The organism is Allofranklinella schreckenbergeri, assembly GCF_003703475.1.
Classification (GTDB): Bacteria; Pseudomonadota; Gammaproteobacteria; order Burkholderiales; family Burkholderiaceae_C; genus Lampropedia; species Lampropedia schreckenbergeri.
The window spans coordinates 117146-141011 of sequence record NZ_RDQM01000005.1; the positions used below are offsets into that span (position 1 = coordinate 117146).

Below are 23866 nucleotides of genomic sequence, written 5' to 3' on the forward strand. Positions count from 1 at the left end.
TTCATATCAAAAGAAAAATCACTTCAATAGCATCATACCGAAACAAGGCAGTTTTATTTCTTATTGATTGATAAAAATGGAAAATACCTCTATGCAAACCCAGCCCGCCGCCACCGCTGGGCGGTTATACGTGCTGGGGTTGGGGCCGGGCGACGCCGCCCATACCACCCCGGCGGCGCTGCTGGCGCTGCACGCCGTCAGCGACGTGCTGGGCTACTTCCCCTACGTAGCGCGGGCGCGCCTGGCTTGGGAACACAACCAGGCCAGCGCACCGCACGCAGCCCTGCCGCAACCGCACTGGCACCCGTCGGATAACCGCGAGGAACTGGCCCGCGCACGCGAGGCGCTGGCGCTGGCCGCGCAAGGGCGGCAGGTGGCGCTGGTGTCCTCGGGCGATCCGGGCGTGTTTGCGATGGCAGCGGCGGTGTTCGAGGCCATCGACAGCGCCGCCCCCGCCGAGCAAGCCCTTTGGCAGGCACTGGATGTGCAGGTGCTGCCCGGCGTGACCGCCATGCTGGCCGCCGCCGCGCGCGTGGGTGCGCCGCTGGGGCACGACTTTTGCTGCATCAACCTCTCGGACAACCTCAAGCCCTGGGCCGTGATCGAGCAGCGCGTGCGCCTGGCGCTGGAGGCCGATTTCGCCCTGGCGCTGTACAACCCGCGCTCGCGCAGCCGCCCCGAAGGCTTTGCCCGCCTGCTGCAACTGCTGGGCCGCCATTGCGAGCCAGAGCGGCTGCTGATCTTTGCCCACGCCGTGTGCACGCCGCAAGAGCGCATCCACACCTGCGCGCTGGCGCAGGCGCGCGAGGACATGGCCGATATGCGCACCGTGGTGCTCATCGGCAGCAGCGCCACCCGGCGCGTGGGGCGCTGGGTGTATACGCCACGCTTTCATGCGGGATCGGCAGGCGTGGCCGATGCTGCGGATGCCACTGCCGGGGGCGACGCAGGCCCGCCCGCATCCCCTGGGCCATGACCAGGCCCGCCCTGCCCCAACCAATCGAGCACCTGCGCCACGCTTTGCACACTTGCGCGCGCGGGCAAGGCCGGGCGCTGCACCATGACCACCGGCAGGCCCAGGGCGCGCGCCGCGTCGAGCTTGCCGCGCGTGGCCTCGCCGCCCGCGTTTTTCGCCACCACCCATTCGATGCGGTGCTGGCGCAGCAGAGCCAGATCGTCCTCGGCGCTGAACGGGCCACGCCCCAGCACCACGCTGGCCTGCGGCAGCGGCAGTGCACCAGGCGCATCCACCAAACGCAACAAATAGTGGTGCTGCGGCTGCACGGCAAAGACATCGAGCTGCTTGCGCCCCACGGCCAGAAACACCCGGCTGGGCGCAGCGGGCAGGGCGGCCGCCGCTGCGGCCATATCGGCTACTTCATGCCAGCAATCGCCCGGCTGGAGCTGCCAGGGCGCGCGCTCCAGCGCCAGCAAAGCCGCACCGGTTTCGGCACAGGCCAGGCAGGCGTGGCGACTCATCTGCGCGGCAAACGGGTGGGTGGCATCGACCACGTGCGTGATGCCCTGCGCGCGGATGAACTGCACCAGCCCAGCCACCCCGCCGAAACCGCCGCAGCGCGTGGGCAAGGGCTGGGCCAGCGGCGCGCGCGTGGCCCCGGCATAGGAAAACACGGCGGCAATGCCCGCCTGGCTCAGCGCCCGCGCCAGCGCGCTGGCCTCGCTGGTGCCGCCTAAAAGGAGTACATGTGTCATGGCTGATGCAAAAGAAAATGCCATCCCCGCCAACCACAGCGCCACACCCGATGCGCCCTGGCTGACCTTGATCGGCCTGCAAGAAGATGGTCTGGCCAGCCTCTGCCCCGCCGCGCGGCACGCCTTGGCGCAAGCGCAGCACGTTTTTGGCGCGCCGCGCCATCTGGCACTGGCAGGCGTGGCCGCCGCGCCGCACGGCCCCGGGCGCGCCTGGCCCCAGCCTTTTGGCCTGGCGCCGCTGCTGGCCTTGCGCGGCCAGGCGGTGGTCGTACTGGCCTCGGGCGACCCCTTTTGGTATGGCGTTGGCGGCAGCCTGGCGGCCCATCTCTCGCCGCAGGAATGGCGCTGCTATGCGCAAAGCCCGACATTCTCGCTGCTGGCCGCGCGCCTGGGCTGGCGGCTGGAAGAAACACAGTGCCTGGGCCTGCATGCCGATGCCTTTGAGCGCCTGCTGCCCCACCTCGCCCCCGGCCAGCAACTGGCTGTGCTGCTGCGCGACGGTGCAGCCGCCGCCAACCTAGCCCAATGGCTGAGCGAGCGCGGCTGGGGCGAGAGCGATTTCTCCGTGCTGGAGCGCCTGGGCGGCCCGCACGAGCGCATCCGCCACTGGCGCACGCCACAGGGACATTCATTACAGGGGCATGCACAACAAGGAAATGCACGACACGCCATCGCCGCCCTGGCGGCCGATCCGGCCCAGGCCCCGGCGGCGGTAGCCGTGCGCGCCCGCGGCGGCCCGGCCCTGCCCACCGTGCCGGGGCGGCCCGAACACTGGTTCGCGCACGACGGCCAAATCACCAAATCCCCCATGCGCGCCATCACCCTGGCCGCCCTGGCGCCCCAGCGCGGTCAGCGGCTGTGGGATTTGGGCGCGGGCAGCGGCTCCATTTCCGTCGAATGGTGCCTGGCTGGCGGGCGCGCCGTGGCGGTGGAGCGCGCCGCCGAGCGCGTGGCACACATCACCCGCAACGCCCAGCGCTTTGGGCTGCGCCACGCCCTGCGCGTTGTGCACAGCCCGGCGCTGGAGGCCCTGCCCGCGCTGCACCAGCAAGGCGCGCCCGATGCCGTCTTCGTCGGCGGCGGCTTTGACGGCGCGCTGTTTGACTGGCTGCGACAGCACCTGTCCAAGGGCTGTCGTATGGTCGTCAACGCCGTCACCCTGGACACCCAAGCCCTGCTGCTGCAACTGCACGCCGAGCACGGCGGCCAGCTCATCAAGCTGGACTGGGCGCAAGCCCAGCCCCTGGGCCGCATGCACGCCTGGCAACCCGCGCGCACGCTGGTGCAATGGAGCTGGCAGGCCCCCGGCCCAGCCCGGCCATGACGTGCCCCAGGCAAGCCTTCCCGAATGCACAGGCATGGGCGCATGAGCCAAAACGCACAAAACCTCACCTGAAGTTTGAGATTTTGCAAAGGCGCGCCGCCACTTCCTCTGCATGATTGCCAGGACAATACCCGGCAACCAGCAGTACCCCCCAAAAGCCTTCGCATGCCCACCCCATCCTCCCCAGGCCACACCGCTGCTTTGAGAATCACGCTGGGCGTGGGCCTATGCGCGCAAGCCCGCGCCGACGACGTACACACCCTGTGGCAGCAGGCACGGCAAGCGCTCTGCCATGCGCTGCACCAGGCGCGCCTGCAACCGGACGACAGCGCAGCCGCCCCTATGGCACACCAGTTGCACATCGTCACCCTGGCCGCGCTCGCGCACAAATGCGGCCACCCCGCTCTGCGCCATTGGCTGGCGGACGCGCAGGACTGGCACGCCCACCAGCCGCCACGACTGCTGGCCGTGCCCGTGACGGAGCTGCCCGCCCAGCCCGTGCACACCCGCTCGGCACACATGCTGGCGCGCTATGGCAGCGGCAGCGTGGCCGAAGCCTGCGCGCTATGGGCCGCCGCCCTGCTGGGCCAGGCCATGCCCACAACCCGTGGGGCCCCTGCCAGCGCCGCGCAACCGCCGCGCGCGCGCCTGCTGCTGCCGCGCATCGTCGCCGCCAACCGGCGCGCCACACTGGCCGTCGCCATGAGCGCCGCCGAAGTCCAAACCCTGGGCGCCGCGCTGCAATCGGCGCTGGCCGCGCTCGCCCCCAAAATGCCCCCACCGAAAACCATCGCATGACCGTGCACTTCATCGGCGCTGGCCCCGGCGCTGCCGACCTCATCACCCTGCGCGGGCGCGACTTGATGGCCCGCTGCCCCGTGTGCCTGTATGCCGGCTCGCTCATCCCCGGCGCGCTGCTGGCGCACTGCCCACCCGGTGCGCGCATCGTCAACACCGCGCCCATGAGCCTGGATGCCATCGTGGCCGAAATGGCCGAGGCCCACGCGCGCGGGCAAGACGTGGCGCGCCTGCACTCGGGCGATATCTCCATCTGGTCCGCCGCAGGCGAGCAACTGCGCCGCCTGCGCGCCCTGGGCATCGACTACACCATCACCCCCGGCGTGCCCGCCTTCGCCGCCGCCGCCGCCGCCCTGGGCGCGGAGCTGACCCTGCCCGGCCTGTGCCAATCGGTCGTGCTCACGCGCACCCCCGGGCGCGCCAGCGCCATGCCCGAGGGCGAGCGCCTGGCTGCCTTTGCCGCCACCGGCGCGGTGCTGGCCATCCACCTCTCCATCCACGTGGCCGAGCAAGTGCAAACCGAGCTGCTGCCCCACTACGGCGCCGATTGCCCCGCCGCCATCGTCTGGCGCGCCAGTTGGCCCGACCAAACCGTGGTGCGCACCAGCGTCGGCCAGCTCGCACAAGCCGTGGCCAGCCACATGGAGCGCACCGCCCTCATCCTGGTCGGCCGCAGCCTGCACGCCCAAGACCTGGCCGACTTCACCGAAAGCCGCCTCTACGCCGCCGATTACGATCGCCGCTACCGCCCGCTGGGCGAGGCCCCGCGCTTTCCCGCCAGCGCCGCCATCCACACGCTGGACACCGCCACGGACCAGCCCCGCCCCGTAACCAACGGCACGCCGCCACAAGAAAAATAAATCAAAGAGAAATAAAAACACCATATTTAGGCAACATAATGCTTAAACTATTTTTCCTTTGATCAAAAATGCCAAACACCCCACCATCACCGCCCCTGCCGCCGCTGGAGCTGACGCTGATCGGCATTGGCGCGGGCAACCCGGCCCATCTCACCGGCGAAGCCGCTGCCGCCATGCGCGCGGCCGATCTCATCTTGCTGCCGCACAAGGGCGAAGAAAAAGCCGAGCTGGCCGCGCTGCGCCAGGGCTTGTGCGACGCCGTGCTGCAAGGCTCTGCCCGCCCGCGCCTGGCCGGCTTCGACATGCCCGTGCGCCGCAGCGCGGGCGAGGACTATCTCAACCAGGTCGATGAATGGCACGCCGCCATCGCCGGGCGCTGGCAAGCCACCATCGCCGCAGCCTGGGGGGGCATGCGTGCTGAGAACGCCGACGCCTCTGCCACTTCATCCCCTGCCGCCGCCCCGCTGGCCGTCGCCCTGCTCGTCTGGGGCGACCCGGCCTTGTACGACAGCACCCTGCGCATCGCCGCTCGCCTGCATCCGGCGCCGCAGCGCGTGCGCGTCGTGCCCGGCATCACCGCCATGCAGGCGCTGGCCGCCGCGCACGCCATCGCCTTCAATGCCATTGGCCAGCCCTTCACCGTCACCACCGGGCGGCAGTTGCGCGAGCAGGGCTGGCCCAGCGGCGTCGATACCGCCATCGTCATGCTCGATGGCCAATGCAGCTTCACCGCCTTGCCACCCGCGCTGGCGCAAACCCTGCACATCTGGTGGGGCGCTTACCTGGGCATGCCGCAGCAAATCCTCGACAGCGGCCCGCTGCTGCAAGCAGGCCCGCGCATCCAGCAAGCGCGCGCCCAGGCGCGCCAGCAGCACGGCTGGATCATGGACACCTACCTGCTGCGCCGCACCCCATGATTACAAATCAAAATAAAAACACTTTTATACCCAACATGCCTAAATAGGCATTAATTTTTACCTAAAGAAATAGAATTTTGCCATGCCCTCGCTGCCCGCCCCCTACCCTTTTGCCGCCCTCATCGGCCAGCCCCAACTCACGCAAGCGCTGCTGCTGGCCGCCATCGATCCGCACATTGGCGGCGTGCTCATCGAAGGCCCGCGCGGCACGGCCAAATCCACCGCCGCGCGCGCCCTGGCCGCCTTGCTCGCCCCCGCGCCCTTCGTCACCGTGCCGCTGGGCGCGGCGCTGGAGAGCGTGATCGGCACGCTGGACTTGAACCACGCCCTGGCTGGCCACGCCGTGCGTTTTGCCCCCGGCCTGCTGGCGCGCGCCGACGGCGGCGTGCTCTATGTAGACGAAATCAACCTGCTGCCCGATGCGCTGGTCGATGTCCTGCTGGACGCCGCCGCCAGCGGCGTCAACCTCGTCGAGCGCGACGGCATCTCCCATGCCCACCCCGCGCGCTTCGTGCTCATCGGCACCATGAACCCCGAAGAAGGCGAGCTGCGCCCGCAACTGCTCGATCGCCTGGGCCTGTCCGTGCAACTGGCCAACGTCACCGACGCCCAGGCGCGCCAGGCCATCGTCAAAGCCCGCCTGGCCTTCGACGCCGACCCCGCCGCATTCACCGCACGCTACGCCAGCGCGCAAGCCCAACTGGCCGCGCAATTGGCCGCCGCGCGCGCACTGCTGCGCGACCCGCACGCCCTGCCCCCACCCGAGGCCGTGCACGCCAGCGTCGCCCAGCACTGCATTGCCGCCCAAGTCGATGGCCTGCGCGCCGACCTGGTCATGCTGCGCGCCGCCCGCGCCCTGGCCGCCTGGCAAAGCGCCCCCGCCATCACCCCCGCGCACGTGGCCGAAGTGGCCGAGCTGGTGCTACGCCACCGCCGCGCCCCCGGCGCGCCCCTGCCGCCAGCCACCCAGCCAACCACCCAGCCCCCTGCGCCACCGTCCCCCGCCCACGACGGCACGCCCCCCAACGCCGGACGCCACAGCGGCGGCGATGACCGCAGCCATGACGGCGGCGATGGCAATAGCAGAAACGGCGACCACACCGGCCACCACACCAGCGATAGCGCAAGCGACATCGACTGGGGCGCGCTGCCGCCCGAGCCGGTCGGCATGGCCCCCATCACGCCGCTGAAATCGCTGCGCCCCTTGGCCGCCGCGCGCCCCGGCGCAAAAAAGCCCTAAGCCCCTGGCCCGCCGCAAACGCCAGCCGCGCCAGCGGCCGCCACCGGCACCGCCAGGGGCCGCCCCCCGCCAGCGCCGCCCACGCGCACCACGCCACGCCGCATGACGCGCCCGCAGGCATCGACTGGCCACGCACCCTCATCGCCCGCGGCCCCCAGCCCTTGCGCGCCGAACACCTGCGCCCCCGCAGCCGCGCCGCGCACACCGCCGCGCTGCACTGCTTTGTGCTCGATTGTTCCGCCTCCATGCTCGCTGGCGCGCGGCTGGCGCGCGCCAAAAGCGTGCTGGCCGAGCTGCTGGCCCAGGCCTACCGCTGGCGCGACCGCATCGCCCTCATCCGCTTTGGCGGCCCCGGCGCGGCCGTGCATGTGCCGCCACGCCGCGCCGCCGCGCTGCCGCAAAGCTGGATCGCTCCCATTGGCGGCGGCGGCGGCACCCCGCTGGCCGACGCCCTGGCCCAGGCCGACGCCTTGCTGCACCGCCACGCCCAAGGCCCACGCTGGCTGTGGCTGCTCACCGACGCGCGCACCCGCGCCACCCCGGCGCGCCCCGCGCATGCCCAGCGCATCGTCCTCATCGACTTTGACGACGCCCGCCCCCCCCTGGGCCGCGCCGCTGCCCTGGCCGACGCCTGGGGGCCGGATGTGCTGTGCCTGCCTGCCGCAGCGCTTTGTCATTAGAACGTGTGATGCACTTTGCGCTCTCGCGGGGGGCGGAAAGTGCATCACACGCTCTAAAAAGCCACCAGCGGGCTTCGATAATCGGGCGTTCTGCCCGCGCTGCGCTGGCGTGGATGCGGGCGCAGGCGATACGACGATGGGATCAGCGAATGATGAAAAAGAAAGCAGCCAAAACCAAAACGGCCAAGCCCGCCACAGCCCAGGCGGCCCAGATGACGCAGGCGGCCCCGGCCAGCCCAGGCGAAGCCGTAGCGGCAGATCCAACACCCCCAATCACCCCAACCGGCAAAGCCGCCAAGGCTGCAAAGACAGCCAAAACCAACAAAACCGACAAAACCGACAAAACCGACAAAACAGCCAAAGCACCCAAATCCGCCAAGGCCAGCAAAGCAGCGCCAACAAGCCAGGCTGGCGCCGTGACGGTGCTGCCCGCGCTGGCCGCGCCGGTTTCGGCCAGTGTGGATGTGATGCTCAGCCGCGCCGATGCCGACAGCCTCGCCAGCGCCATGCAGGCTGCGCGGGCCTTGCAAGCGGCCAGCGGCTCGGGCTGGAGTTTGAGCCGCACCCAGATCGAGGCCGAAACGGAGTTGATGGTGCACCTGGCGCGCCCGGCGGATATCCCCTGGCTGGACCGCGATCACAGCATCCTGGCCTTTAACGAGCGCGTGTTCGACTGGGCCGTGCGCGCCGATGTGCCGCTGCTCGAGCGCATGCGCTACCTGAGCATCGTCTCGTCCAACCTGGACGAGTTTTTCGAGGTGCGCGTGGCCGACCACCTGGAGGCCGCGCGCGATGGCGTGCTCGATGACGAATACTCCGTGCAAAGCTACGCGCGCCTGTCGGAAAAAGCCCATGCCCTGGTGCAACGCCAGTACACCCTTTACAACCAGCAACTGCTGCCCGCGCTGATTGAACAAGGCGTGCAAATCTTCTCGCACGGCAAACGCAATGCGGGCCAGCGCCGCTGGGTGCAGGAGTATTTCGAGCGCGAAGTGCGCCCGCTGCTCACCCCCGTGGCGCTCGATCCGGCCCACCCCTTCCCGCAGGTGGCCAACAAATCGCTGAACTTCATCGTGCGCCTCTCGGGCGAGGATGCCTTTGGCAACAGCAACGAAATCGCCATCATCAAAGTGCCACGCGTGCTGCCGCGCTTTGTGCGCCTGCCCGATTCGCTGGCCGGGGGCAAGGGGCGCATCGGCGTGGTCAGCCTCTCCAGCATCATCCGCGCGCATTTGCAGGACATGTTCCCCGGGCGCGCGGTGGTGGAGTTCTCGCAGTTTCGCGTCACGCGCCACTCCGATCTGGCCGTCACCGAAGACGAGGTGCAAAACCTGCGCACCGCCTTGCGCAAAGGCTTGCAGCACCGTCACTTCGGCAAGGCCACGCGCATCGAAGTCTCCAGCCGCTGCTCGCAAACCATCGTCAACCTGCTGCTGGCCGAATTCAACCTGCCCGCGCAAGCGCTGTACCGCGTCGATGGGCCGGTGAACCTGGTGCGCCTGAACCAGATGATCGACCTGCTGGGCAGCGAGCGCAGCCAATTGCTGTTTCCGCGCTGGATTTCGCAATGGCCGCGCTCGCTCAAAAACAGCGACAACCTGTTCGAGCGCATGCGGCAAAAAGACGTGCTGATCCACCAGCCCTTCGAGAGCTTCGACGCCGTGGTGGAGTTTTTGCGCCAGGCCGTGCACGACCCCTGCGTGGTCGCCATCAAGCAAACCGTCTACCGCACCGGCGCCGACTCGGTGATGATGGATTTGCTGCGCGAAGCCGTGCGCAAGGGCAAGGAAGTCACCGCCGTGGTCGAACTCAAAGCCCGCTTTGACGAGGAAAACAACATCAACTGGGCCGAAACGCTCGAAGCCATCGGCGTGCAAGTGGTGTACGGCATCGTCGGCCTCAAAACCCACGCCAAGATGCTGCTGGTCACGCGGCGCGAGGCGCGCGGCCTCAAACGCTACGGCCACCTCTCCACCGGCAACTACAACCCCAAGACGGCCAAGCTCTACACCGACTTGAGCTACCTGACGGCCAACGACACCCTCACCGCCGACATGGACGCCGTCTTCACCCTGCTGGCCAGCCAGGTCAAGCTGCCCAAGCTGGGCAAGCTGCTGGTGGCCCCCTTCACCCTGCACGCCACCATGATGGAGCGCATCGCCCAGGTGCAGGCCGCCGCCCAGGCCGGGCACAAGGCGCGCATCGTCGCCAAGATGAACGCGCTGACCGACTGGCGCCTGGCCGAAGCCCTGCACAAAGCCGCGCAAGAAGGCGTGCAAGTGGATTTGATCGTGCGCGCCGCCTGCATCCTGCCGGCCGTGCACGCCACGCCCAAAGGCGGCGCAGTGCGCATCCGCTCCATCGTCGGGCGGTTTCTGGAGCACTCGCGCGTGTTCTTCTTCCAAGCCGGCGAGGCCGAGCACCTCTACCTCTCCAGCGCCGACTGGATGAACCGCAACATGGCCCGCCGCGTGGAACTGGCCTGGCCCGTGCGCGACCCGCTGCTGCGCCAGCGCATCATGGACGAATGCCTGGTGGCCTATTTGATGGACGACCGCGACGCCTGGATGCTGCTGGAAAACGGCAGCTACCGCCGCCTCGAAGGCGAAGCCGCAGGCGTCAGCGCCCAGCAACTGCTGGCGCACTACTTCAGCACCGCGCCAGCGGCCAAAGCCCGCCCGCGCAAATCGTCCGCCGCCCAACTCACCGCCCGCGCGCGCAAGAAATAATCATTTTTTACATATCAAAGGAAATATCGAAAATACCATTTCGGCATGATGGTTATGAAAAATTAATTTTCAAAAATGAACTTTGATATGTAAACCACGTTTCTCAACCCAAGCACTCGCTATCGACCCATGCACACCACCAAAATCCCCGCCACCGTCATCACCGGCTTTCTGGGCAGCGGCAAAACCACGCTGCTGCGCCACATCCTGAACAACGCCCAGGGGCGGCGCATCGCCGTCATCGTCAACGAGTTTGGCGAGCTGGGCATCGATGGCGACATCCTCAAAGCCTGCGGCATCGGCTGCGACGAAGCAGGCCGCGAGAAGGAAGGCCAGCTCTACGAACTGGCCAACGGCTGCATGTGCTGCACCGTGCAGGAGGAGTTCTTCCCCGTCATGAAGCAACTGGCCGAGCGCCGCGCCGACATCGACGCCCTGCTCATCGAAACCAGCGGCCTGGCCCTGCCCAAGCCGCTGGTGCAAGCCTTCCAGTGGCCCGAAATCGCCGGCGTGTTCACCGTGGACGCCGTCGTCACCGTGGTCGATACCCCCGCCGCCGCCGCCGGGCAATTCGCCGCCAACCCGCAAGCCGTCGATGCCCAGCGCCGCGCCGACCCCAACCTCGACCACGAATCGCCCCTGCACGAGCTGTTTGAAGACCAGCTCGGCGCCGCCGACCTGGTGGTGCTCAACAAAACCGACCTGGTGGACGCTGCCGCGCTCGCGCAGGTCGAACACCTGGTGCGCGCCGAACTGCCGCCCGAAGTCAAAGTCGTGCAAGCCAGCGAAGGCCGCCTGCCGCTGGACGTGCTGCTGGGCCTGCACCGCGCCGCCGAGGCCACCATCGACCAGCTCCCCAGCCACCACGACCATGACGAAGACCACGACCACGACGAATTCGACTCCCTCGTCATCGACCTGCCCGAAGTGCAGCGCGAGCCACTGCTGGCCGTGCTGGCCGAGCTGGTGAAAGCCCAGGCCATCCTGCGCGTCAAAGGCTTTGCCGCCCTGCCCGGCAAACCCATGCGACTGCTGGTGCAAGGCGTGGGCAGCCGCTTCGACCACCACTTCGACCGCCCCTGGCAAGAAGGCGAAGCGCGCCGCACGCGCCTGGTCTTCATCGGCCAGGAACTGGACGAAGCCGCCCTGCGCGCCGCATTGGCAGCCGCAGCCGCCTGAGAACCCTTTATATACCAATCAAAAGGAAAAAATATTGCCTTGTTTCGGCAATATGGTATTGAAATCCATTTTCCAACGATTTGAAAACAAGGGCGCAGGCGCGCCCATCCCCATTAACCGCTCATGACCCGCTCATGACCCGCCCGTTGCCCTTGCATCGGCGCCCATGAAAGGAGCTCTCTCATGCCTTCCATCCTCCGCACCGCCGCCCTGCTGGGCGCCAGCCTGACCCTGATGGCCTGCACCTCCACCACCCCCAAAGCCCACCAGCCAGAGCCTGGCGCCAACCCCGCCTCCGCCCTCACAGGCCGCTGGCAAATCACCCGCATCGCGGGCCAGCCCGTGAATGCCTCCCAGCACCCCGTGCTGGAATTCGACGCCAGCGCGCACGCCTACTCCGCCACCGCAGGCTGCAACCGCATCTTCGGCCGCTACGAAGTCAGCCAGGGCCGCCTGCGCCTCTCGCCGCCGGGCAGCACGCTCAAAGCCTGCCCGCCCGCACAGCAAGCCCTGGAAACCGCATTGGCGCAAACACTGCAAGCCATCTCCAATGGCCGCTACCACGTCAGCCAGGACCAGCTCGAAATCCACACCCCGGCAGGCGCCGTGGCGCTGCAAGGGCAGCGTTGAGGCCCTGACTCCAACGCCGCTGCGGCCCATAAAGAAAAAGCCTGGATGCTTGAGCGCCCAGGCTTTTTCCACATTCTCTAATCCATTCCTGGAGCATCTGCATCGCGAATATGCAAAGCCATATACCTCAAAACAGGTGCAGCATGAATGAGCATGAGCGGAAATGCCATTTCCTCATCCTCCAGAATTTTCAATAAAAATTCATAATCATCAAAAAGCTGCCCCACAGCATAATCTTCCGGCATTTTGGAAAAACAATACCTATCCTCCTCACGCACATCCCAATAAAAATCCTCTTGCAAAGCCAATTCATGGCATCCCATGCGATATTCAATATGGTCAAAAATCCGGTTCATGATGACCCGCAAATCATGAATCTTGACAATATCTTGCATCCCTATCCTCCTCAATATCCGCAAGCATGAACCGCGTGGCGTAGATTTGAATGGCGCTGTGTGTCGCCTCTGTCACCAAAGCGTAGCAAGCCAGCGCATTCAAATCGACGCCAAGGGCATGCCACTTTTCCAAAAATCCTGCATCCTCGTTTTTTACCCAGGTTTTTCGGGCCTCCAGCACAACCGCGCCCCGCCAAGGCAACTCATCAAACAACATCCTCTTTTCCCAGTTCCCATCCACCCCATGCCACAGGCGGCGCCTGCTGCGCAGGGATGCCACACACCCCTTCTCGCCCAACGGCGATTTTCATGGCCTTGTCGCCCAACTCGCGCCCGCAGCCCTTGCCTTGGCACGATAATCCGCCCCCGGTTTTCACCCGCGCGTGCATCACACGCTCTAAGTGCCAATGCGCCGGGTGAAAGCCATGCTTGTCAGGTGCCTTGCGGTCGGTCACGGCCCAGGGTTAAACGGGAAGCAGGTGCGCTGCCATCCAAGCATGTTCGCCATGGATGGCTGCAAAGCCTGCGCTGCCCCCGCAACGGTCAGCGAATGACCGCCCCGACGCCCGCAGCGCGCCATGCGCATGCGGCAGCCACTGTTCCCCTTTCAGGGAATGGGAAGGCCGGGGCTTGCAGTACGCGCAATGCCTGCCGTCCCGCCATTCGCAAGCCCGGATACCGGCCTGTCAGGCTTGAACTCGGCGGTTGCGGGCGTGCGGCCGGCCGGACACAGCAAACTCCAAGACACGCTGGCGCCCCCCTCCCGGGCGCTGCGGGCGATGGGTGAGGCTGCGACCGTGCCTTTGCCTCTGCCTGGCCGCTGCCCCGTCACCGCGCGTCGCATTACCGCGCATTCGGCCCACGGGCCGCTACCAGGAGCCAGCATGTATCCCCACCACCTGCCCGCCAAGGGCCGCATTCCCTCTCCCTCCCCTCTCTCTGCCTTCCCCCGCACGGCGTTGATGCCTGCCATCATTGCCAAGGCGCTGGCGCCTATGGGCGTGCTGCTGGCGGCCACTTCGGCTGGCGCTGCCGATGCGGCGCGCGAGCTGCCGGCGGTGACGGTGCTGGCCGCCCAGCCCAGCGCCGCAGCGGGCTTGAACCAGCACGCGCCCGCCGACACCGGCTCGCGCCTGGGGCTGACGCCACGCCAAACGCCCGCCAGCGTCAGCGTGATCGGCAGCGCACAAATGGCGGCGCGCCACCTCACGCGCGCGCAGGATGCGGTGCTGGCCCTGCCAGGCATGGGCGAATCACCCTCGCCCGGCAATGGCTCGACCAGCCTGAGCGCGCGCGGCTTCACCGGCCACAGCTCGGTGGCGCAATTGGTGGATGGCACTCGCCTGGCGGTGGCCGCTGGCACGGTGAGCTATCCGTTCTCGACCTGGCCACTGGAGTCGGTGCAGGTGTTGCGCGGCCCCGCTTCGGTGCTGCAAGGCGATGGCACGATTGGCGCCGTGGTCAACTACGTCACCCGCAAACCGCTGTTCGATCGCAGCGAGCGCCAGGCGTTTCTGACGCTGGGCCAGCACAAGCAGGTGCACGGCGGCGTGGGCCTGCGCGGCCCCTTGAGCGATACGCTGGCCTATTCGGCCTGGCTTGATGCCGCGCGCAGCGACGGCGTGCGCCGCGATAGCGCCTACGATCGCCAGAACGCCTCGCTGGCGCTGACAGCGCGCCCCAATGCCCGTTTTGCCGCCACGCTGGCGTTTGATGGCGGCCACAACGATGCCGACACCTACTTTGGCACGCCCGTGCAGGGCCAGGCGGTGCCGCGCCAATGGCAGCGCCTGAGCTTCAACGTGGAGGATGCGCAGGTGAAATACCGCGACCAGGTCTGGCGCCTGCGCCTGCATTACGACGCCGCCCCCGGCGTGCAACTGCGCAACGAGAGCTACCACCTGCGCTCCAGCCGCCAATGGCGCAACGTGGAGGATTACACCTACAACAGCGCCACCGGCCTGGTTGACCGGGCTGATTTCATCGCCATCGGCCATGAACTCAAGCAAAGCGGCAACCGGCTGGAAGTGCAGGCCCAGGGCCAGGTGGCCGGGCTGTCGCACAAGCTGGTGGCCGGGCTGGAAGCCTGGCGCGCCGATCTCGACCACTTCAACAACTCGCCCTACGGCGGCGCCGACAGCGTCGATCCCGCGCGCATCGTGCCCGGGCGCTTTCACAGCCCCGACCCCTTTGGCCTGGGCCATCGCACGCGCCTGAGCACCACGGCGCTGTTTGCCGAAAGCCATTGGACGCTGACGCCGCAATGGACGGTGCTGGGCGGCCTGCGCGCCGACCGCATCCGGGTGCGCACCCAGAACATGCGCGCACTGGATGCACCGCGCCAGATCCGCTACACCCCCGTCACTGGCCGCCTGGGCGCAGTGTGGCAAGCCAGCGAAGCCGTTGCGCTGTACGGCCAGTTCGCCACCGGCACCGATCCGCAAGGCAGCGCGCTGTCGGTGCCCAGGGACAAGAACGCCGAGCTGACCCGTGGCCGCCAATGGGAAATCGGCGCCAAGGGCGAGCTGCCCGCCATCCACGGCGAATGGAGCGTGGCGCTGTACGACATCCGCAAAAGCCGCATCCCCACGCGCAACCCCTACCGCCCGGCCGTGACCGAGCAAATCGGCAGCCAAAGCTCGCGCGGCATTGAGCTGGCCCTGGCCGCCGAACCGCTGCCGGGCTGGACGCTGGACGCCAACCTGGCCCTGCTGCGCGCCCGCTACGGCCAATACCACTCCGCCACCCGCAGCGGCCAGCTCATCAGCTACGGCGGCAATGTGGTCAGCGGCGCGCCCGAGCGCATCTTCAACCTCTGGAGCGGCTGGCAACTGCACCCGCAATGGCAGCTCAGCGCCGGGCTGCGCCACCAGGGCCGCCGTCCGGGCAACCCGGCCAACAGCCGCTGGCTGCCCAGCTATACCGTGCTCAATGCCGCGCTGACCTGGCAGCCCCAGCCCCAAGCCAGCCTCAGCCTGTCGGTGCAAAACCTGGCCGACCGCGTTTACCCGCTCTCGGGCGGCAGCACGCGCTGGCTGCTGGGCGCGCCGCGCACCGTCTCGCTGACGGGCCGGTTCACGTTTTGACGCGCCCTGATACACACAGGCCAAGGTGAACCCGGCCGGGGCGTGCGCCACGCCCGCCTCGGCCCATTTTTTATATTTCAAAAGGAAATAAAATACCCTAGTTTTGGCTTGATATAAATCAAATCAATTTTACTTTGATGTGTATATAAAACATCCATGAACGACACCCATCCCCGCACTGCGCCCCCCGCGCTCAGCCTGGAGGGCATTCACCTGCGCCTGGGCGCGCAGGCCGTGCTGCATGCCCTTGACCTGCACGTGGCCGAGGGCGAACGCCTGGCCATCGTCGGCCCCAACGGCGCGGGCAAAAGCAGCCTGCTGCATGTGCTGGCAGGCCGCCTGGCGCCCGATGCGGGCTGCGTGCGCCTGTTCGGGCGCGAGCTGCGCCAACTGCCGCCCTGGCAACGGGCGCAGCAAATGGCCGTGCTGCACCAGGCCGAAGACCAAACCCCGCCGCTGGCGCTGCGCGACTATGTGGCGCTGGGCCGCATCCCGCACGGCGGCGGCGCGGGCGATGCCCCGGTGGAAGCGGCGCTGCACCGCTTCGGCCTGCACGCGCTGGCCGATCGGCGCATGGACCAGCTCTCAGGCGGCCAGCGCCGCCTGGCCGCCCTGGCGCGCGCCGTGGCGCAAACCCCGCGCGTGCTGCTGCTCGATGAGCCGACCAACCACCTGGATTTGCGCACCCGCATCGACGCGCTGGACGCCGTGGCCGCCCTGGGCATCACCGTCGTGGCCGTGCTGCACGAGCTGAGCCTGGCGCCCCGCTTTGCCCAGCGCGTGCTGGTCATGCAACAAGGCCGCGCCGTGGCCTGCGGCGCGCCCGCAACCACGCTGACCCCACCCTTGGTCCACGCCGTGTTTCGCATGGATGTGCGCACCTTTCCGCCGCTGCCCGGCCAAGCCCATCCCGCACTGCTATTCGACGCGCCGCCAGGCGCACGCCCGTTTGACGCCATCGCCCCTGCCTTTGCCGCCAGGCCATGAGCTTTTCTCATTCCTTGCCACCATGATGACATTGCCTCTTTCTTTACGCCGCCTGGCCCTGTTGCTGGCCGCCTGCGCCACCCTGCCTGCCGCCCAGGCCCAGCCCTTTCCGCTGACTGTGCCCAGTTGCGGCCAGACGCTGCGCTTCGAGGCCCCGCCGCAGCGCGCCGTGTTCCACGACATGAACATGACCGACATGGCCCTGGCGTTGGGCCTGCAAAAGCACATGGCGGGCGTGACCGGCGTGACCGGCTGGTACCAGGTGCGGCCCGCAATGCGCAAGGCGCTGGCAGGCATCCCCGAGTTGGCCCCGCGCCAGCCCGCGCTGGAAAACCTGCTGGCAGCGCGGGCGGACTTTTTCTTTGCCGGCTGGAACTACGGCATGCACCCCGGCGGCCCCGTCACGCCCGACACATTGGCGCGCCACGGCATCCCCACGCTGGTGCTGACCGAGAGCTGCATCCGCATCGACCCAACCCGCCCCGCCGCCAGCATGGAGCTGCTGTATGGCGACTTCATCAAGCTCGGCGCCATCTTCGGCAAGCGCGCCCTGGCCGAGCAAATGGTGCAAGGCTGGAAAGAGCGCCTGGCGCGCCTGCCTGCCCCGCCTGCCGGGCCGCCTGCGCGCGTGTTTCTCTACGACTCGGGCGAAGCCAGCCCCTTCACCGCCGGCCTCCACGCCATGCCGCAAGCGCTGATCGCCGCCGCTGGCGGACGCAACGTGATGGACGATTTGCCCACCAGTTGGGGCACGACTTCATGGGAAGTCGTCGCCGGGCGCGATCCGCAGCTCATCTTGCTGCTGGGCAGCCGCAGCGATCCGCAAGCCCAGCGCCTGATCGCCACCTTGCGCGCCCACCCCCTCATGCGCCGCCTGCCCGCCGTGCAGCAGGCGCGCTTTCTGGTGCTGCGCTATGAGGAAATCACGCCCGGCCCGGCCAATATCGACGCCATCGAAAAAATCGCGGCGGCGCTGCACGCTTTGCCCGGCGCTGGCGCACCAGCGTCCCCAGGCGCCACGGCCCCAGCCTCCCCCAAACCCGCCCATGCCCGCTAAGCGCCATACCGCCGCCCCAGCAACGCCCCAGTCGCGCGCGGCGCTATGGCGCAGCCTCTTGCTGGTGGTTTTAAGCATCGCCCTGGCGCTGCTGCTGTGCACCTCCATCGCCTTCGGCCCTGCGCCCCTGGCGCTGGACGAAGTGCCTGCCCTGCTCTGGCAAGGCTGGCAACAGTGGTGGCAAGGCGCGCCAGCCCAAGCCAGCGACAGCGGCATGGCTGCCGCCATCGTGTTCGAGCTGCGCGCGCCCCGCGCCCTCATGGCCGCCAGCGTAGGCGCGGCGCTGGCCGTGGTGGGGCTGCTGCTGCAAACCATCAGCCACAACGGGCTGGCCGATCCCTACACCTTCGGCCTGTCCTCCGGCGCGGCAGCGGGCGCGGTGCTGGTCATCACCACGGTGGGCGACATCGTCGGCATCTGGAGCCTGCCGCTGGCCGCTTTCAGCGGCGGCCTGGTGGCCGCGGGCGCGGTCATGCTGCTCATGCGCGGCCAGCGCCTGCGCTCACCCGAGCGCATGGTGCTGGCCGGGCTGGCCGTCTCCTTTTTGTTCTCGGCGCTGACCTATTTGATGACCTTCATGGGCGACCAGCGCGCCGCCCAATCCGTGCTGTTCTGGACCATGGGCGGCTTTGGCGCGGCGCGCTGGGACAACCTGCCCATCGCCCTGAGCGGCGCGGCGCTGGCCATCGGCTTTGCCCTGGCGCGCCACCGCGCACTGGACGCGCTGCTGGCTGGTGACGCCGCCGCACACAGCCTGGGCGTGGAGCCGGGCGCGCTGCGCCGCCAGGTTTTCATCGCCACTGCGCTGGCCACCGCCTGCTGCGTGGCCGTGGCCGGGGTGATTGGCTTTGTCGGCCTGATGGCCCCGCACCTGGCCCGCGCCGTCGCAGGCGCGTTGCATCGCCGCGCCCTGGCGCTATGCGCCCTCAGCGGCGCGGTGCTGATGCTGCTGGGCGATGTGCTGGCGCGCCGCCTGCTCGCGCCCCAGGAGTTGCCTGTTGGCGTACTTATCGCCCTGGTAGGCGCGGCCTTCGTCATTGGGTTGCTGACGCGCCCAAGACCATAAGCGCAAAAGATGCAATAGGGATTAACACGGATAGGACTCAACCAGGCCGGCAAACTTCCTATGATCCAATGCTGGATTGCGTCGCCGCCGATGCTGGCAACGCAGCCCCGATCGCGGCCGAAAAACGTCGCGTTCTCATTCGATAACTTTCTCTTATCGACGTGTTTTCCCAACCTTTGAGTCCATCACATCCATATGCCAATGCAACGTGAATACGGGAAAGAGCACCCGTACTGGCCACTAGGGCCCTTCAAAGTCCGTTTGCCTTTTATCCATTACCGCTGGGAATTCCCTGAAATGGTGCAGGCCTTCATGATGTTCGTGGTGAACATGGCCGCCATCCCGCTGCTGGAGCAGTACCTGGGCTTTCCCTACGAGGCGGCGCTGGCCGCCGTCATCGTGTGCAACCTGTGCTTTTTGCTGCCGGCCCTGCTGGGCGTGCCGCTGGTGCCTGGCTGGATCACGCCTGCACTGCCTATCGTGACGCTGTACCTGCAAGGCTTCGAGCCGGGGCCGCAGGCCGTCAAGGCCATGGTGGCGCTGCAAATCGAGGTGTGCATCATCTTCATCGTGCTGGGCGTGACCGGCCTGGGCAACCGACTGGTCAACTTCATTCCCAACTCGCTCAAGTGCGGCATCATCATCGGCGCGGGCATTGCCGCCATGATGGGCGAACTCAAGACGGGCGGCCGGGTGGAGGGCGCCCCCCTGTCCATCCTGCTGGGCTCCATGGTGGCGGCCTACATCCTGTTTTCCCTCTCGTTCAAGAGCGTGGTGCTGCGCAACAAGCTCGCCAAGATGATTTCCAACTTCGGCATGGTGCCCGGCATCGTGGTCGCCATGCTGGTTGGCTGGATCGCCAAAGAGTTCCCCTGGCCGAGCATCGAATGGGGCATCACCAGCCCCAACTTCGGCCTGCTGTATGAGCATCTGCCGCTGGTCGCGGGCTGGCCTGACACCGAGATGTACCTCAAGGCCATTCCCACCGCCCTTATCGCCTACGTGATCGCCTTTGGCGACATTCTGGTGGGCTTTACCCTGGTCAAGCGCGCCGATCACCAGCGCCCTGACGAAGTGATTGAAACCAACGTCACCCGCGTGCACCTGGTCACCGGCATCCGCAACGCCATCCAATCGGTGTTTGCGCCCTGGCCCGGCCTGGCTGGCCCGCTGTGGACACCTGTGCAGGCCACCACCGCCGAGCGCTACGCACTGGGACCCAAGGCCATGGACTCCATCTACAGCGGCCAAGGCACGTTCTGGATCTCCGGCCTCATCGCCATGTTCGTGCTGCCCCTGGTCACTCTGTTCAAGCCCGTGCTGCCGCTGGCGCTCTCGCTCACACTGATCCTGACGGCCTACATCTGCATCATGGTGGGCATGGAGGAGCTGAAGGACTCGGCCGAGCGCGGCGTAGCCGGCATCGTGGCCGTGACGCTGGCCATGCCCGATCCCAAAGCGACGATTTACGCCATCGTGGTGGGCCTGGTGCTGTACTTCCTCATCGAGCGTCAAAACGCCACGGAGCGCAGCAAAGGCGATTTGTCGATCATTTCCGACGGCACCGAAGCCATTGAAGCCGGTGATGAGCGCGGTCAGGCAGCCCGCAAAAACTGATCGCCGCCCCAGCGGCAACAGGCGCGATGCGACGCGGCAACGCGCCTGAGGGCTACAGCCGCGCGGGCGTATGGGCCGGGGAGTCGGGCCAGATGCTGGACTTCCTGGCGCGGCGCTTTCCGCGCGTGGATATGGCCGTGTGGCGCGCCCGCATTGCGCGCGGCGAGGTGCTCGACGCACAGGGCCGCCCCGTGCGCTGCGACACCCGTGTGGAAGGCCTCTCGCACGTCTTCTACCGCCGCACGCCCGAGCAGGAAGCGCCCATCCCCTTCGAGGCCCAGGTGCTCTACCAGGACGCGCACCTGGTCGTGGCCGACAAACCCCACTTTCTCCCCACCGCGCCAGGCGGCCAGTACGTCGAGCAAACCCTGCTGACCCGCCTGCAACGCCAGTTGCGCCTGCCGCGCCTGGCGCCCCTGCACCGCCTGGACAAGGACACGGCCGGTCTGGTGCTGCTCTCCCCCGAGCCTGCCGGGCGCGACGCCTGGCACACCCTGTTTCGCAGCCGCACCGTGCGCAAGCTGTATGAGGCCGTGGCGCCCTGGCGCGCCGAGCTGGAGCTGCCGCACACCCACGCCAGCCGCATGGAAGAAGGCGGTGCGCGCTTTTTCACCATGCACGAAGTGCCCGGCGCGCCCAACAGCCAAACCCATATCGAAATGGCCGCGCGCAGCGGCGCGTGGGCGCTGTACCGCCTGCGCCCGGTCACGGGCAAAAAACACCAGTTGCGCCTGCACATGGCGGCGCTGGGCGCGCCGATCCGGCACGACGCGTTTTACCCCGAGATCAACGACCCGCCGCCGGGCGACTACAGCCGCCCCCTGCAACTGCTGGCGCGCGAGCTGGCCTTTACCGACCCCGTCAGCGGCCGCGAGCGGGTGTTTGTCAGCCAGCAGCGGCTGCAATGGCCGCCTGATTAGACCTTTGATTACAAATCAAAAGAAAAGAAATCAACCCGTTTAGGCAAATCCAGCTTAGAGCTGAATACCATTTGATTTGCAATAACCCCACTCAGCCCAAAAAGTGCGTGCCTGCCCGCCAGGCCGCCCAGGCCAAGGCGCTGAAGTAGGCGATGGAGCCCAGCGTCATCACATGCCCGCCCAGCACCAGCAGGCCATCGCGCTGGGTGATGCCCAGCGCCAGCAGCAAGATACCGATGCCGGGCAGCGTGTTGGACAGGGGCACCAAGCCCAGCGGCAGCATCAGCAGCACGGCGGCCACCATGATGACCAGGCCGTTGATACGGTTCATGGCGCCGCGCGTGAGGGCGGGCAGGCGCTGGGGTTTGAGGTAACGATCCACCTTGCGCAAGATGCCCACGCCGCGTTGCAGCACGGGGCGCAAGCGGGCTGTTTCCACCTGGCGATCGGCCACGAAGGCGGGCAGCCACAGCGGGCGTTGCAGCGTCACCGAGATGGCGATGAGCAAGATGGCCAGCCCGAACACCGTGGAAACGCCCGGCAGCGAGACGGGGATGAGAAACGGCAGGCTGAGGATGGCGCAGAGCATGAGCAAGCCCTTGTCGCCCATCAAAGCCATCAGCTCGCGCACGGAGAAGGCCGGTTTGTCGATACGCGCCAGCAGTTGGGCCAGGATTTCGCTGGCCGACCACTGGGCGCCGCCCGGGCGGGCCTGGGCGTTGGCGTGGTCGTCGGCAGAGCGGTCAGAGGAATGGGGGGGATGGGACACGGCAGTGGGCGGGATAAAAGTGAAAGGGCCAGCAAAGGCCGCCAACAGGCTGTTCTGCGGGCGGCGGCGCTGAAATCAAGCTCCCCTTCTGTGACGACTTGTTGCGAGCCGCATCAGGGCATTGCAGCGCAGCTCGGGCCAGTTCAGCGCATCGCCGCCATGCGCTGCTCGATCACGCGGGCGCGCTGCTGCACGTAGCGGCCGCCGCCACGCCCGCTCGGTTGTGCGCTGGGTTGCCCACGCAGTTGCCCGCTGAGTTGCCGCCCCAACGCACGCGGCTGGGGCAGCAGCACGGCCAGTTGCGCGGCCTGGCGCGCACTCAGGCGCTGGGCGGGAATGGCGAAGTAGTGCTGCGCCGCTGCTTCGATGCCGTAGAGCGCATCGCCCCATTCGACGTGGTTGAGGTAGAGGTCCAGGATGCGGGGCTTGTCCAGCGCCGCCTCCAGCATCCAGGTCAGCGCCAGCTCCTGGCCTTTGCGCAGCAGGTTGCGCTCGCGGCTGAGGTAGAGGTTTTTCGCCAGTTGCTGGGTGATGGTGGAGCCGCCGCGCACGCGCCCGCCCGCCTCACCCTCGCGCCAGGCGCGCTGCACGGCTGGCCAGTCCACGCCGCTGTGGGTGAAGAAGTGGTTGTCCTCCGAAGCGATGACGGCCTTGCGGGCGTGATCGGCAATCTGCGCGCTGGCAACGGGCTGGTGCCGCCATACGGGCATGGACGCGGCATCGGCAGCCGTCGCCGAGGCAGCCTGGCGCAGCTTCTCCCACACCGCGCTGCGCTGGAAGCTGGTCGAAGGCGGCTGCCACAGCCGCAGCGAGAAGATGGAGAGCAAAAACACGATTTGCAGGCTCAGCCCGCACAACAGCAGCAACGCCAGCCAACGCCCCAGCCAGCGCAGCGCGGTGTGCATCATCTCCCCCATGGCGGCCAAACCTTGTGCGCCCACAGCCGCACTTACGCCAGCTCGCGGCGCAAGCGCTCCAGCACGGCGGCGCTGTCGGGGCGCACGCCGCGCCAGATGGCAAAGGCTTCGGCCGCTTGCTCGACCAGCATGCCCAGCCCGTCGCGCACGCGCACGGTCTTGCCGGCGGCCTGCATTTGGGCGCGCACTTCATCCAGAAAAGCAGCGGCGGCAGCGCCGTACATCATGTCGTAGGCCAGCGCGCCATCGGCCAGCAGCGCGCCTAGGCGGGCGATGGGCAGGCGCTGGCCTTGCAGGCTGCTGGCGGTGGCGTTGATGAGCACGTCGATAGCGGGCGCTGTGCCTGCGCCAGCCGGGGCGGCCAGGGCGGCATCCACCGCATCCAGCGCCAGGCTGTGCAGGGCCACGCCGTGTGCAGCGGCAAAGTCTGCGTGGCGCTGCGCCAGAGCCTGGGCTTTGTCTGCGCTGCGGTTGGCGATGGCGATGGCGGCGGGGCGCTGCTCGATCAGGGGCGCGAGCACACCCGCGGCCGCACCGCCCGCGCCCAGCAGCAGCACATGGCGCTGCGCCAGGGGCGTGGCGGCGTTGTGGGTGATGTCGCGCACCAGGCCCGCGCCGTCGGTGTTGAAGGCTTGGATCTCGCCACCGGGGTGCAGGGCCAGAGTGTTGGCCGCTTGCGCCAACGCCACCTGGGCATGGGCGCGGTGGGCGCATTGCGCGGCTTCGTGCTTGAAAGGGACGGTGACGTTGCAGCCTTTGACGCCCTCGGCCTGCAAGCGCGCCAGCGTGGCGGCAAAGCCATCGAGCGGGCTGAGGCAAGCGCTGTAACGCAGGGCCTGGCCGGTTTGCTCGGCAAACCATTGGTGGATTTGCGGCGAGCGGCTGTGGGCGATGGGGTTGCCGATGACGACGTAGGCATCGGTCGGGGCGGAAGTGGCTGGCATGGGCGGTTGGGCGTCGCTAAGATGATTTCAAACCAAAA

22 protein-coding genes and 1 riboswitch are annotated in these 23866 nt (G+C 67.7%); of the genes, 16 read left to right on the top strand and 6 right to left on the bottom strand.

Features of this window, described 5'->3' with window-relative positions:
- Positions 1-91 precede the first annotated feature (91 nt).
- Positions 92-976, top strand: coding sequence for a precorrin-3B C(17)-methyltransferase (gene cobJ / locus EBQ26_RS05245; RefSeq protein WP_122237968.1), 885 nt, complete (start codon positions 92-94; stop codon positions 974-976).
- Here the strand turns inward: cobJ and EBQ26_RS05250 are convergent.
- Complete coding sequence (locus EBQ26_RS05250) at positions 892-1713, bottom strand: cobalt-precorrin-6A reductase (protein ID WP_122237969.1); 822 nt, start codon at positions 1711-1713, stop codon at positions 892-894. The two genes, cobJ and EBQ26_RS05250, sit on opposite strands and share 85 nt — an antisense overlap.
- Between EBQ26_RS05250 and cbiE the strand changes: the two genes are divergently transcribed.
- The 9 genes from cbiE to EBQ26_RS05300 all read left to right on the top strand — a co-directional run bounded on the left by cbiE (position 1712) and on the right by EBQ26_RS05300 (position 12070).
- On the top strand, positions 1712-3037 hold the full coding sequence (gene cbiE, locus EBQ26_RS05255) for a precorrin-6y C5,15-methyltransferase (decarboxylating) subunit CbiE (RefSeq protein ID WP_122237970.1): 1326 nt from the start codon (positions 1712-1714) through the stop codon (positions 3035-3037). The genes EBQ26_RS05250 and cbiE overlap by 2 nt on opposite strands.
- Positions 3038-3202: 165 nt before the next feature.
- Positions 3203-3835: a cobalamin biosynthesis protein gene (locus tag EBQ26_RS05260; RefSeq protein ID WP_122237971.1), complete on the top strand. Its 633-nt coding sequence runs from the start codon at positions 3203-3205 to the stop codon at positions 3833-3835.
- Positions 3832-4695 (top strand): precorrin-4 C(11)-methyltransferase, encoded by an 864-nt coding sequence (cobM, locus tag EBQ26_RS05265; protein ID WP_122237972.1) that lies wholly within the window; start codon positions 3832-3834, stop codon positions 4693-4695. The genes EBQ26_RS05260 and cobM overlap by 4 nt, the downstream gene beginning before the upstream one ends.
- 68 nt (positions 4696-4763) lie before the next feature.
- The gene (cobF, locus tag EBQ26_RS05270; protein WP_122237973.1) at positions 4764-5612 is read left to right on the top strand and encodes a precorrin-6A synthase (deacetylating); all 849 of its coding nucleotides are present in this window, start codon (positions 4764-4766) and stop codon (positions 5610-5612) included.
- A gap of 82 nt (positions 5613-5694) precedes the next feature.
- Positions 5695-6852: an ATP-binding protein gene (locus tag EBQ26_RS05275; RefSeq protein ID WP_122237974.1), complete on the top strand. Its 1158-nt coding sequence runs from the start codon at positions 5695-5697 to the stop codon at positions 6850-6852.
- Positions 6853-7013: 161 nt separating this feature from the next.
- On the top strand, positions 7014-7532 hold the full coding sequence (locus EBQ26_RS05280) for a vWA domain-containing protein (RefSeq protein WP_238944155.1): 519 nt from the start codon (positions 7014-7016) through the stop codon (positions 7530-7532).
- Between the two features lie 590 nt (positions 7533-8122).
- Complete coding sequence (gene ppk1, locus EBQ26_RS05290; protein WP_238944163.1) at positions 8123-10261, top strand: polyphosphate kinase 1; 2139 nt, start codon at positions 8123-8125, stop codon at positions 10259-10261.
- A 129-nt stretch (positions 10262-10390) separates the two neighbouring features.
- Positions 10391-11440 carry a cobalamin biosynthesis protein CobW gene (cobW, locus tag EBQ26_RS05295; protein ID WP_122237976.1) on the top strand — a complete coding sequence of 350 codons (1050 nt, stop codon included), beginning with the start codon at positions 10391-10393 and terminating at the stop codon, positions 11438-11440.
- A gap of 183 nt (positions 11441-11623) precedes the next feature.
- Entirely contained in the window at positions 11624-12070 is a 447-nt protein-coding gene (locus EBQ26_RS05300) for an META domain-containing protein (RefSeq protein WP_122237977.1), read from the top strand.
- A 77-nt stretch (positions 12071-12147) separates the two neighbouring features.
- On the opposite strand, the gene EBQ26_RS05305 is transcribed toward EBQ26_RS05300, so the two are convergent.
- Both EBQ26_RS05305 and EBQ26_RS12595 read right to left on the bottom strand, forming a co-directional pair.
- On the bottom strand, positions 12148-12465 hold the full coding sequence (locus EBQ26_RS05305) for a hypothetical protein (protein ID WP_122237978.1): 318 nt from the start codon (positions 12463-12465) through the stop codon (positions 12148-12150).
- A complete protein-coding gene (locus EBQ26_RS12595) occupies positions 12440-12745 on the bottom strand; it encodes a hypothetical protein (protein ID WP_147474002.1) in 306 nt (101 codons plus the stop codon). The genes EBQ26_RS05305 and EBQ26_RS12595 overlap by 26 nt, the downstream gene beginning before the upstream one ends.
- 137 nt (positions 12746-12882) lie before the next feature.
- Positions 12883-13166: riboswitch (cobalamin riboswitch) on the top strand.
- A 183-nt stretch (positions 13167-13349) separates the two neighbouring features.
- Here EBQ26_RS12595 and EBQ26_RS05310 point away from each other — a divergent pair.
- The 6 genes from EBQ26_RS05310 (at position 13350) to EBQ26_RS05335 (ending at position 21198) form a co-directional block, all read left to right on the top strand.
- Positions 13350-15551, top strand: a complete 2202-nt coding sequence (locus EBQ26_RS05310) for a TonB-dependent receptor (RefSeq protein WP_238944156.1) — start codon at positions 13350-13352, stop codon at positions 15549-15551.
- Between the two features lie 156 nt (positions 15552-15707).
- On the top strand, positions 15708-16538 hold the full coding sequence (locus EBQ26_RS05315) for an ABC transporter ATP-binding protein (RefSeq protein WP_122237980.1): 831 nt from the start codon (positions 15708-15710) through the stop codon (positions 16536-16538).
- Positions 16539-16560: 22 nt separating this feature from the next.
- Entirely contained in the window at positions 16561-17595 is a 1035-nt protein-coding gene (locus tag EBQ26_RS05320; protein WP_122237981.1) for an ABC transporter substrate-binding protein, read from the top strand.
- Complete coding sequence (locus EBQ26_RS05325; protein ID WP_122237982.1) at positions 17585-18661, top strand: FecCD family ABC transporter permease; 1077 nt, start codon at positions 17585-17587, stop codon at positions 18659-18661. Before EBQ26_RS05320 ends, EBQ26_RS05325 begins: the two co-directional genes overlap by 11 nt.
- 261 nt (positions 18662-18922) lie before the next feature.
- The gene (locus EBQ26_RS05330) at positions 18923-20278 is read left to right on the top strand and encodes a solute carrier family 23 protein (RefSeq protein WP_238944157.1); all 1356 of its coding nucleotides are present in this window, start codon (positions 18923-18925) and stop codon (positions 20276-20278) included.
- Between the two features lie 26 nt (positions 20279-20304).
- Entirely contained in the window at positions 20305-21198 is an 894-nt protein-coding gene (locus EBQ26_RS05335; RefSeq protein WP_122237984.1) for a pseudouridine synthase, read from the top strand.
- A gap of 91 nt (positions 21199-21289) precedes the next feature.
- On the opposite strand, the gene EBQ26_RS05340 is transcribed toward EBQ26_RS05335, so the two are convergent.
- The 3 genes from EBQ26_RS05340 to aroE form a co-directional block, all read right to left on the bottom strand.
- Positions 21290-21967: an exopolysaccharide biosynthesis protein gene (locus tag EBQ26_RS05340; protein WP_122238047.1), complete on the bottom strand. Its 678-nt coding sequence runs from the start codon at positions 21965-21967 to the stop codon at positions 21290-21292.
- Between the two features lie 143 nt (positions 21968-22110).
- Positions 22111-22884 carry a monofunctional biosynthetic peptidoglycan transglycosylase gene (gene mtgA / locus EBQ26_RS05345; protein ID WP_238944158.1) on the bottom strand — a complete coding sequence of 258 codons (774 nt, stop codon included), beginning with the start codon at positions 22882-22884 and terminating at the stop codon, positions 22111-22113.
- 32 nt (positions 22885-22916) lie between these two features.
- Positions 22917-23828, bottom strand: a complete 912-nt coding sequence (aroE, locus tag EBQ26_RS05350) for a shikimate dehydrogenase (protein WP_122237985.1) — start codon at positions 23826-23828, stop codon at positions 22917-22919.
- Positions 23829-23866 lie beyond the last annotated feature (38 nt).